Genomic DNA, 11,584 nt, shown 5'->3' on the forward strand with positions numbered 1-11,584 from the left:
ATTTATAACACCGCCGCCTTGATATATTTCGCAATTGCACACAACTGCGCATCGGCATTGGTTTTCCCTACAACCTGTAAACCCACAGGTAATCCTTCGCTTGTTTGCAGTGGTATTGAAATCGCAGGGTGTCCCGAAAGATTAAAGGGACGAACCAAACCTGTTAGATTCAACAGCGCAACTGTGTTTTCCGCATCCACCACTTGGGGTGGAATCTGCGGTAATGTCGGTAAAATCAGCGCATCGTATTGCTCAAGCAAATGATCGATTTCAGCAGTGAATGTCACTTTGACCTGCTCAGCTTGTTTGACTTGTGCCAATGTTGTCTCGGCAGCCTTGAGTAAACGCCCATTCACATCGGTACCCACCAAACCTGTTTGGGTTAAGTCGCCGTAGGCCTGCCAGTTTTCATAATTAATAATTTGCATACCTGCATGAAACGCAGCGTCAAAAGAAGACGCTTCAACGGTGGTAGGTTGTAAATGAAGCTGCGCCAAATATTGTTCAATCGTAGCGATGACTTGTGGATCCGCATCCACGTTTAACCAAGCAAGTTTGGGCGCTCGCGACAATGCGTCAGCCACTTTAAAAGTCGGATCGATGATCTGCATTGCTGTTTCAATCATCTCGACTGATTTTGCAAAAGGGCCTACACAATCCAGTGAACTGCGTGCTGGATGTACACCTTTACGGCTAACACGCCCAAAGGTCGGTTTTAATCCAAAAACACCACAACATGCCGCAGGCATACGGATCGAGCCACCAGTATCCGTTCCTAACGTAAAATCTGCCAAACCTGCTGCAACCGCTGCCGCAGAACCACTGGATGAACCACCTGGAATAAGCGCTGGATATTTAGGATTAATAGCTGTACCAAAGGTATGGTTAATGCCAGTGATACCAAATGCCAGTTCATGCAAATTGGTTTTTGCCGTAATTTGGCAGTCTGCTGCCAAAATACGATTAACGACGTCTGCATTTTCGATTGCAGGTTGGCTTTGCATCAGGGCTTTGCTACCTGCCATCGTCTTCATACCTTGAATATCAATGGAATCTTTCACCATGACCTTTAAGGTACCCATTCCTTTTTGTACGTCTTGTACAATAATATTCATTCACTTTTCCATGTATTTTTATCCTTAATACAAATATCGGAAAAAGTAATGTAATTGTCAAGTATTTTTCATGATTAAGAACAAAGAAAATGTTTCTAATTTTTGTATAATAGGTCACATCCATTTTTATAAAGTTATCACTTTGCTATGCTTACTCATTTAGAACAATTTCTACCCAATAATGAACCTAGCAGTTTACAAAGCTATCCATTTTTCTGGATCTCTCAAGTAAATGGAAAGTACACACAACTTATTGAAAAATCTATAAAAAAACTAGGGATAGACAATACTCGTCGTAAAATTATTTTAAGTACCAATGCTCTGCAACAAGCGAGTATTACTGAGATTGCAAACTTGTCTACGCTTAAATTAACCACAGCAACCAAAGCCGTTTATCGGTTGGTAGAGGATGATATTGTTCAGGTTTTTTCTTCAGAATCAGATGAACGTATTTCGATGGTGAAATTGACAGAAAAAGGCAAAGAGCTGGTCGAACAAATCAATCAAATCAGTCAGGTCACTTTATCTGGCATCCTGAATGCTTTTGATGATGAGGAGCTGCATCAGCTCAATGCACAATTGAAGAAGGTGTTTGATCTGATGCCATCCAGCTAAAATCTAAATAATAAAGCCCATCACAATATGTATGGGCTTTTATTAAAGCTGAGCGGTCATCAAGCTTGTGCTACATTGAATTTTGGTTTCAGGTCATTTTTTTCAATTCGGTCAGAGAATGTACGCAATACCTGTAATTTATATTGCATCACATCAATGTCGTGATAATTATAAAAACCCTGCTTTTCTCTCAAGCCATTACGTTGCCTACGCATATTTTCAGCAATAATGTCAGGTGTACGATAACGGTCACCCAACTCCTTTTCTAAATATTGGGAAGCGTAATACAGAATATCCCCACCACCCCAATCGATAAACTCCAATAGCCCTAGAACTGAAAAACGTAGACCAAAGCCCGTACGAATGGCGATATCAATATCTTCTGCGGAAGCAACACCTTCTTCAACCATCCGAGCAGCTTCATTCATGGCTAAAGCCTGAATCCGAGGCACGATATAGCCAGCTTTAGCATTACAGACCACTGGAACTTTGCCAATTGCGTGCAAGAAGCTTTTCAAGGTATTTACGGCCTCATTTGAGGTTTGTTCAGAGCGACTTAACTCAACCAGCGGAATCAGATAGGCAGGGTTTAACCAGTGCGCATTGACCACCCGTTCTGGATGAGAAATCATTTGCGCAATGTCGGTGACCAAAAAGGTCGATGTGGTCGATGCGACAATACACGCTGGCGCAATATATTGATCCAGCCAAGCAAAAATCTCTTGTTTGGCTTGCCTAACCTCAGGCACACCTTCCAAAACCAGATCGCAGTTTGCCAAAGTAGGTATAGAACCGACTTTACTTAAAATCTCAATCTGCTCCAGAATAAAAGTCGTTTGTTCAGATTGAATAAACTGGATATTTTCCAGTAACTCTAACTCTTGCTTTAAGTCCGCTTGAATCTGCGCCTGATATTGATCAAACTCAGCCTCTGTACGTTGTCGAGCGTCAATTAAAGCTACTTTCAGCCCCGCATAGGCAAAGGCAATTGCAATTGCCTTTCCCATACGACCCGCGCCCAGTACGGCAACCTGTTGAATCGTTGTCATATCAGACTCCTTGCTGTAAGGTCGCTTGTAGTTCAGCTTTGGTTTTTTGCGCAAGACCTAAACTTTCTAACGTCCGGCCTTCTTGATATAAATCTTTGCCTGTGACGGCAGAGGCAAGGTTTAATAGACCTTCTGCAACAGGGGTTGCAACACCAGCCCAGCGACCTACAGAAACCAAGAACGACAGTCCCAAACGCGTATCTTCAAGCATATAGCGATGCGACTGTAGATCGATATCCTCACGCCAATCAGCACTATCCGTTAATTTGCCATGTGCCCCGCGCCCATACATCCATTCGTCACCTTCCCCATCTTTATTGTAATGGTCTGCCAATGGAAAATGTGGTGCAGAATAACCCAACACTTCCCTGACACGCATCCGTTCTGCATCAAGCTGATTGGTGACACGGCGAATTGAAGGTTGCGTGCCTTCATTATGAATATCCCATGCCTCAAAATGCTCTAATGGTCCTGCATTCATCAAAATCAAAGGTGGATGGATAATCGGTCCCGCATTCATTAAAGCACCGCTTAAACTGTCTTCAATCGGTTCAACGCTTGGATAGGCCTGCTTTAACAGCTCAAATGCATGTGCGGAAAGCGCACTTGGAAATACACCTGTAGGTAAACGGGTAGCATACCCACTCACTACAATTTGATTCACACCATGTTTACGGACCAGATAAGGTAAGGTGCCAGTTTCCGCAAAGGCGACTGGTGCTGTGTTGCCTACCTCTTGCATAGCTTTGGCAAAGATAAAAGTTCCGAAAGTTGCAGGTGGTAAATACACCACTTGGTCTGCTTTAAAAAAAGGTGCTGCTTGGCGAGCCAAATCAACATGTGTGGTTGCAGGTAAAGGGATAATAATCAACTGGGCATGTTGAATGGCTTTTTCTAAATTATCTGATAGATTAATCTGCGAATCCGAAAAACCGACGGTGATACTGCGATCACCCCGATAATCTCTAATATTCAAAACCCCAGTTGCAGCCAGTTGCTCCAGTGCCTGCGTATCTCGACGCCATAACACCACATCATGTCCTTTTTCTGCCATTTCTGCCGCAGCTGCATAACATCCGTGACCACCACCCAATACTGTAATTTTCATGCTACATCCTCCTGATTGATTTCATCTCATCATAGAAGACCAGCACGCTTCAGGCTTATCCAAATACGCAAGCATAATTCAATTTACGAAACCATCTCGGCAATTTGCACAGGATTCATTTTTAGGGTGTGTGAAGGCAGGCAACCATAACGCTTCTTGTAGAACGTGGAAAAATGCCCAAAGCTTTGAATGCCATGACGTAATAAGATTTCGGTCACGGTTTCATTGCCATGACAATTTTGCAATGCGGCATGCACCCGCTCAATTCGTTGGTCGCGAATATATTCCACAGGCGTTTGTTGTAAATACTGACTAAAGCCTTTTTGCAAAGTTCGTACAGAGACATCACAGCACTGACTTAATAACGATAGAGAAATTGGGTCTTGCAGATGATCCTGAATATATTGTTGTGCTTTTTTGATGTAACCAGGCAAAACCTGCTGTCTTTTTGCATTGAGCAAGGCACTAAAGTTATTGGGAATTTTAAGTAGAATTAATTCAATCAGATATTCAGTGAAGCTCGCTGAAATAAAACTCCAGTTCTGAATATTATAATAGGCATGACACAGATAATTGAGTGTTTCGACAATCGAACGTATCCCTTCTGCCGTACAAGACAATCCTGTATCAAACAAAATCGCATCATGGCTGGTATGACCCAACATCTTGAACAATTGTGTTTCCACATCTTGTCGAGCCAGTTTTAAAATAATATTTCGACAGTGTTGATTGGTCACAATTTGCTGTCGAGTATTCGGATGTGTGATCGACATAATGCCAGGCGACTGTAGCAGCTGTTCATTTTCCAGCCCGACCTTACATTGCCCTTCCAGGGTGATACGAAATAAATAAAAGTTGGAGGCTTCATCAATCGTGATCATCACAGGCGCACTATATTTCAGGTCATACAATGCCGAATTGCCAAAACTAAAACCATTCAACCGCGTATTTAACGGTTCAACAGTTTCCACATCAAATTGATGCGGACAAAGGTAATGGCTGATTTGATCTTTAATGACTTTATAATCATCTGATTTGAATAATAAAAACTCATCCAGATAATGCAGATGATCTAAATTGAAAGATGGTCCCATCACTTCACTCCATTGCGATTGATTACGCAGAGAAAAAGCCAAAGCCCACTACAATCGAATGGGCTTGGGTATTACATCAGCTACTGATCCAATCAAGATCCATGTTCCAATTGCATACTGGCACTAAATGCTTTGCAACCCTTTTTCAGTAAGAAGAATGCCAAGACACATGAGATTGAACCGACAATCGAGAGTGACATACCGACCATGAGTGGATTCTCAAAAATCTTATCGGTAATTAATGCCACCAAAGTAGTACCAATTCCAACGGCAACCAGATTGCTAATCAACAAAAAGATCGCTGAAATTTGTGCACGCAATTGATTCGGTGCCAACATTTGCATTGCAGTGGTTGAAATTGGCATCGGAAAAGAAGCAAAAAACATGGCAGGAACCAGAAATACCACTGAAAGCCATAATTCATTCACTTGGGTAAAGATCATAATTGGTAGAATAAGACCAACAATACCAATGACACCCGTAATCATCGGTGCATCCTTACGTCCTTTTTGAATAAACCAGTCATTGAGCCAACCTGCACAAAGTACACCGAGAATATTTGCAACCAGTAACACTGTCCCAAGCATATAGCCTGCTTCAGTTGGGGTTAAACCATACTTACGCATATAAAATGCGGGTGTCCAACTGATCAGACAATACAATGCCATTGCATAGAAGGTAAAACCCAAATAATGACAACGAAAAGTCTGACTATGCTTTTTGATAAATCTGAAAGCATCTTTTATGCTGGTTTTTTCAACTTGCCCCTGTGCATCTAGACGCTGACCTTTACGTTGTGGCTCTCTTACGGTAAGTAAAACCAGTAATCCAATAAATACGCCTGGTAAACCTACAATAATAAATGCTGCCTGCCATGCCTTTAATGCACCAAAGACAGGAAATACGATAGCATCCATATTTTTAAGTAAACCAATGACATAACCACCGACTAAAAAGGCAATTCCGCCACCGACAAAGGAACCAATCGAATAAACGGCAACAGCACGCCCTAATTTATCCTTACTGAACATATCGCTAAACATTGAATATGCGGCTGGTGAAAGAGCCGCTTCTCCGACACCGACGCCCATACGACTCAAGAACAGTTGGATAAAGTTCTTACTCAAACCACAAAATGCAGTTGCGATACTCCAAAACACCACACCGACTGCAATAATTTTTGGACGAGAAAAGCGATCCGCCAAGTATGCCAAGGGCAGTCCCATAAAGGCATAGAACAGAGAAAAGGCTAAACCATGTAATAAACTGAATTGTGTATCTGAAATGCCGAGATCGGCCTTAATTGGCTCAATCATGAGTGCAAGTATTTGCCGATCAATAAATGAGAAAATATAGGCCAACATACATAGCAGGACTACATACCAAGCATATATATTTGATTGAGCACGTGCTGGCTCAGTTGAATGAGTATCCATGTTTCTTCCTTGTGTCCATGCCATTTTTCTAATGTCTTCTTATTACAAGATGAAATGATCAGAACACAGCTCCTTTTCTAATCCATCCTGAATAAGGTAAATCATCCCTCTCTATATTTATTATTTTTACATGGAATTTTCCACAATATTTCAGGTATAAAGTTATACCTTTTTTGCGATCTTTACGACTTAAAAATTTGGATAAATGACCAACAAGCTCATTTTAATAGTTTAAATAACTGATATGATAAATTTTTTAAAATATTAGATCAAAATTTTCTAAGTTAGCTAAAATAAAAACTGATAAATTTATTTTAAAATTATATTGAATTTTACATTTATTTTTGTTTTAAAATAAAGCGAGATAATTAGTTTTCAATGGAAAAGGATATGGCACTTATCAAAGAGCAGGCAATCGAAAGCATTCATACTATGCATGTTTTGATTGAGAAAATTTTTAATGGAAAACACGCTGAACAAGACCTTCCCCTTCTGATTGATTATTTTGCTGATCATTTTGAGATGGTCGGTGCTGCGGGCAAACGTTTTTCACTTGAAGACGTCAAAGGATTGTTTACTAATAATCAAGGAAAAATGCCTGATATCCAAATTGAAATCTATGACGAACAAGTCTTAATGCAAAAAGAAGATGCAATTGTTTTGACCTATACGGAAAAACATACCAAAGAATCAGGTATCTTAATTCGACGTTCATGCGCTTTGATTGAAGAAATTAATGGCAAAATGGTCTGGAGCTATTTGCAAGAAACATTCCTAGCTTAAATAAAAGTATGTAAAAACTCTTTTGTAAGCAAGAGTTTTTACATATCAAACATCGTTCAAATCAACGATAACAATACGCCCATCCTCTGGTTTTCTATCCATTTCAAGCCAACCAGAAAATCTCAAATCAGGCGGGTAGCAAAAGCCTCTCTACTCTGAATCTCCTCATTTCGATGTCTGGATAATTATTAAAGTACAAGTATTTACATGAACGATAAATATTTATGGCATTGTTCAGCTAAAATCAGAGCCAATAAGTGGGGTCTCTCACGTTGCTGAGTAGATGACATATCTTCGTGCTCAACGTGGTTAAACATGCTTCTGATTCAGCAAAATAAATTTGCTCCTCAATAAACAAAGACAGGATAGTTTTATGGACAAACCTATACTATGCCCTAAATGCGGTTCTACAGAAATTGAAACACGCAATCATGACAAGTTACTCAGAACCACAGGTGGTGTTTTACTGATGGCGGCTGGAACAACTGCGGGGACAGTCGGTGGTGCAGCAAGCGGGGCTTCTGTTGGTGCAGCAATTGGGACTGTGGCTGGGCCTCTCGGTGTCATTGTCGGTGGAACGGTAGGCACTTTTGTTGGTGCAATCAGTGCAGGCGTTACAGGTGGCGTCATTGGTAATATTTTTGGAAAAAAAGCAGGCGTAATGGTCGATAAAAATATTTTTCAGGATTACCGCTGCTTAAAGTGCAAATATCGTTTTAAACAAAAGAAATAAGACGTCATTGAATTCAAATCAATGTGGGGAACAGATTTTAAGTCAGTTCTCCAAACACCTCTCGTTAGCTCCCGATCTGAATAAATAATACCCCTCCCTCCCTATTCGATAAGCCCGATCAGTCGTTTTTACAACGTCTACTTTTTACCCAAATCGTTGATCGGTATTTTTTAAATAAAAAAAATCTCAAACTCTTGGGGAAGAGAATGAGATTACGATAATAGACATTCCACAGAGAAGCTCATCGCGAATACGATATTTATATCACACAAGTATCTTATAATTAGATATTTGTCACATAATAAATACATAACTGTCTATCTAAACATTCCAACAGAGAGACAAAAAATTTTAACGTTAATTCAATAAGTTTAAATATTGGTGATGATTAAGCCTCCTGCTTACTCTCGCATTGGCGTTTCATAAGTGGTTTGAGCGACAGGTGATACGCGCCAAATCACATCACCCACATCGTCAGCCACTAAAAGTGCACCTGAAAAATCAATCGCAACACCGACAGGTCTTCCAAATGCCTCACCTTTGTCACTTAAAAAGCCAGTCAATACATCTTGTGGTGGTCCAGAGGGTTGACCACTTCTAAACGGAACAAAAATCACTTTATAACCACTATGTGGTTTACGGTTCCATGAGCCGTGCTGTCCAATGAAGGCCCCACCACGATACTGTGGCATCAATTCAGTCGCATAAAATGCTAAACCTAAAGATGCGGTATGATTGCCCAATGCATAGTCGGGTTTAATCGCACGCTTGACCATTTCAGGTTGTTGTGGTTTTACTCGAGTGTCCACGTGCTGACCGTAATAGCTATAGGGCCAGCCATAAAATGCCCCTTCTTTGACTGAGGTCATATAATCAGGAACCAAATCATTACCCAGTTCATCACGTTCATTCACCACGGCCCATAATTGACCGCCCTGCGGCTGCCATCCCATCCCATTCGGATTACGTAGTCCAGTTGCAAATGGTTTCGCTTTACCTGTAGCGATATCAAACTCTAAAATTTGAGCTCGACCTTGCTCTTGCTCAATGCCATTTTCAGCCACGTTGCTGTTCGAACCAACCGAAATATACAACTTCGTGCCTGCTGGGTTAGCAATCACATTTTTGGTCCAATGATGATTGAGTTTTCCTGCGGGTAAATCCAAGACCTTGGTACCAGGTGCAGTAATTTTTGTTGCACCCTCCTGATAAGGAAAACGCATCAGTGCATCGGTATTGGCGACATAAAGTGTTTCTCCGACCAAGGTTATACCGAACGGAGAATTTAGGTTTTCGAGAAAAATTGTATTTTTATCGGCAATACCATCACCATTGATATCACGAAGCAAACGAATACGATTCGCGCTGGGAAATGAAGACCCCGCACGCTGCATCACCATTTTTGCGATTTTTCCGCGAATCCCTTTACTATCATCAGGTTTAACTGGCGCATCCGTTTCAGCCACCAAGACATCTCCATTGGGTAAGACATAGAGCCATCTTGGATGATCTAGTCCTTGAGCATATGCCTGAACTTTTAAACCTTCTGCTGGCCTAGGCATCACCCCTTTCGGCCAGCCTTTGGCAGGAGCAATATTGACTGTAGGCACTAAACTGGTTTGAGGTTTTGGTAATACGGGTTGTGAACCATAACTTGCTGTACTTGGCTCCTGAGATGATGCGGTACACCCCGAGAAAATCAACACAAGACTTGAAGCTAAAACAGAATGGATAAACCGAGTCAACATGATGGATCTCCTTTTATTTTTCTCACTACCACAAGGATAATTCGATGTATGATTGAGAAATAGTTGATTTGCTTAACACAGTGTCACTCATGTAAAGCAATCATTTTAAAATGCGCTTGCTCAAGCCCCTATTGCCCCATTCGCCTATAGCCTGTAAAGGAAAACAGCATCAATATTATTTTAAGGCCACTGCAATATTCAGAAATTGATCTTATCTGGCAACAGATTAGTCGGCGTGAGCTGATTACCCAAAACTATGTCAAGCAATCCTTGCAACTAGAGGACTGCTTCTATGACGTACAGCAATGGGATGATGACCATCTACAGCATGATCCGCCAAAATTAAAACAGCTTTATCTACAACAGGCTGAGATGATTGGCGCGTTCAATCCAAAGGGAACATTGCTTGGCGTATCCGTCGTGTCCAATCAATTGATTCAGGATTATCCTGAGGCTAAACTTTTACAGTACTTTTATGTCGATGCCGATCATCAAGGGCAAGGAATCGGTGCATTGTTAATGCAAAGCGCAACACATTCTGCACATAAGCTCGGCGCTAAACATCTTTATATTTCAGCCACACCGAGCAAAAAAACTGTCGATTTTTACATGAAGCATGGTGCTAAACTACTCGATCATCCAGACCCACAATTGTGGCAGTTAGAACCTGAAGATATTCATCTGCTGTGTGAAGTGTAATCGCCAAAGCGTCGATCATAGAGATATGGATTGATCGACGCTGGTCATTTACTCAGGTCTTTAACGCTCGTGCCTCAGCAATATTATGCTGCTCAACCAAAGTACGAATGGTATATTCATGATTGGTTTTCTGGTCACAAGCAAATTCACATTTTTGATCCAACGGCAACGCACTACCGCCAAGCAATGGACAACCAGCAAACAGCTCCGCTACCCAATCAACAAAGACTCTGACTTTGTGTGATAAATGCCGACTCTGTAAATAAACCACCGAAATTGGCATCGGTGCAGGTGTCCATTGAGGCAAGACTTCTTTTAGGGTCCCCGCCTCAAAATGGTTGGTCAACATATAGCGTGGGCCTTGAATCAGACCAAAGCCTTGCAAGGCCAAATCAATATAAGCGTCGCCATCATTAACAGACACATGTCCATTGACACTGACACTTTGGATTAAGTCATCCACTACAAAATCCCAGTCAAAATTACGTCCTGTGCGGCTGGAAAAGAAATGAATGGCTTGGTGATTTTTTTGCAGATCATGAAGTGTTTTAGGTTCGCCATATTTTTCTAAGTAGCATGCGGATGCCGCTGTTGCACACTGAAAAGTTCCGATACGGCGCGCAATCAGACTCGAGTCCTGTAATTCTCCCACCCGAATTGCACAATCTACGGCTTCGCCCACCAAGTCCACAGGCCGATCATTCATCCCGATCACCAAATCAATATCGGGATAGCGGTTATGAAATTCTCTCAATCGAGGAATTAGAATCAAACGACCAATCGACACAGGCACATCAATACGCAATCGTCCTCGTGGGCCTCGTTCTTCATCATGGAAAGATGCTTCAATATCTTCGACATCCGCCAAAATTCTAAGCGTACGGTCATAGTACACTGCACCATCGGGTGTGAGGCTCAGTTTACGTGTGGTTCGATTCAATAAGCGAACTTGTAAATGTTTTTCTAAAGCCTGAATCGTGGTCGTGACCGATGCGCGTGGTAGTCCAAGACTATCCGCAGCCAAACTAAAGCTGTTGGTTTCAACCACTTTATTAAAGACTTTCATTGCATGAAATAGATCCACTGGCCCACTCCCATTGATGCATTTTTGGCTGTCACACATCAATTATTATAAAAATACGAATAGTGTTATCAAATTTAGTATATTTATTCGTAATTGACAAACTTTTATGCTCCTTTCAAT

At 41.4% G+C, this 11,584-nt stretch carries 11 protein-coding genes; 4 read left to right on the forward strand and 7 right to left on the reverse strand.

What is annotated here, in order from left to right; genetic code table 11:
- Positions 1–2: 2 nt before the first annotated feature.
- Positions 3–1,115, reverse strand: a complete 1,113-nt coding sequence (locus F909_RS09915; RefSeq protein WP_005150828.1) for an amidase — start codon at positions 1,113–1,115, stop codon at positions 3–5.
- A 147-nt stretch (positions 1,116–1,262) separates the two neighbouring features.
- On the opposite strand from F909_RS09915, the gene F909_RS09910 reads away from it, so the two are divergent.
- Positions 1,263–1,730: a MarR family winged helix-turn-helix transcriptional regulator gene (locus F909_RS09910; RefSeq protein WP_005150829.1), complete on the forward strand. Its 468-nt coding sequence runs from the start codon at positions 1,263–1,265 to the stop codon at positions 1,728–1,730.
- Positions 1,731–1,789: 59 nt separating this feature from the next.
- On the opposite strand, the gene F909_RS09905 is transcribed toward F909_RS09910, so the two are convergent.
- From F909_RS09905 to F909_RS09890, 4 genes are all read right to left on the reverse strand, one after another.
- The gene (locus F909_RS09905) at positions 1,790–2,779 is read right to left on the reverse strand and encodes a 3-hydroxybutyryl-CoA dehydrogenase (RefSeq protein ID WP_005150831.1); all 990 of its coding nucleotides are present in this window, start codon (positions 2,777–2,779) and stop codon (positions 1,790–1,792) included.
- Position 2,780: 1 nt separating this feature from the next.
- Positions 2,781–3,887 carry an NAD/NADP-dependent octopine/nopaline dehydrogenase family protein gene (locus F909_RS09900; protein WP_005150833.1) on the reverse strand — a complete coding sequence of 369 codons (1,107 nt, stop codon included), beginning with the start codon at positions 3,885–3,887 and terminating at the stop codon, positions 2,781–2,783.
- An 83-nt stretch (positions 3,888–3,970) separates the two neighbouring features.
- Complete coding sequence (locus F909_RS09895; protein WP_005150835.1) at positions 3,971–4,981, reverse strand: AraC family transcriptional regulator; 1,011 nt, start codon at positions 4,979–4,981, stop codon at positions 3,971–3,973.
- Between the two features lie 92 nt (positions 4,982–5,073).
- Complete coding sequence (locus F909_RS09890) at positions 5,074–6,417, reverse strand: spinster family MFS transporter (RefSeq protein ID WP_005150837.1); 1,344 nt, start codon at positions 6,415–6,417, stop codon at positions 5,074–5,076.
- Between the two features lie 390 nt (positions 6,418–6,807).
- Here F909_RS09890 and F909_RS09885 point away from each other — a divergent pair, with 390 nt between their 5' ends.
- Complete coding sequence (locus F909_RS09885; RefSeq protein WP_005150840.1) at positions 6,808–7,200, forward strand: hypothetical protein; 393 nt, start codon at positions 6,808–6,810, stop codon at positions 7,198–7,200.
- A 373-nt stretch (positions 7,201–7,573) separates the two neighbouring features.
- A complete protein-coding gene (locus F909_RS09880; protein ID WP_005150841.1) occupies positions 7,574–7,933 on the forward strand; it encodes a hypothetical protein in 360 nt (119 codons plus the stop codon).
- 401 nt (positions 7,934–8,334) lie between these two features.
- Here the strand turns inward: F909_RS09880 and F909_RS09875 are convergent, their stop codons facing one another.
- Positions 8,335–9,681, reverse strand: a complete 1,347-nt coding sequence (locus tag F909_RS09875) for a PQQ-dependent sugar dehydrogenase (RefSeq protein ID WP_005150842.1) — start codon at positions 9,679–9,681, stop codon at positions 8,335–8,337.
- Between the two features lie 174 nt (positions 9,682–9,855).
- On the opposite strand from F909_RS09875, the gene F909_RS0120290 reads away from it, so the two are divergent.
- Entirely contained in the window at positions 9,856–10,380 is a 525-nt protein-coding gene (locus F909_RS0120290) for a GNAT family N-acetyltransferase (protein ID WP_032877893.1), read from the forward strand.
- A gap of 52 nt (positions 10,381–10,432) precedes the next feature.
- Here the strand turns inward: F909_RS0120290 and F909_RS09870 are convergent, their stop codons facing one another.
- Positions 10,433–11,464 (reverse strand): LysR family transcriptional regulator, encoded by a 1,032-nt coding sequence (locus F909_RS09870; RefSeq protein ID WP_005150845.1) that lies wholly within the window; start codon positions 11,462–11,464, stop codon positions 10,433–10,435.
- Between the last annotated feature and the right edge of the window lie 120 nt (positions 11,465–11,584).

Origin of the sequence: Acinetobacter sp. ANC 3929, from assembly GCF_000369405.1 — a bacterium.
In the GTDB taxonomy this organism is placed as follows: domain Bacteria; phylum Pseudomonadota; class Gammaproteobacteria; order Pseudomonadales; family Moraxellaceae; genus Acinetobacter.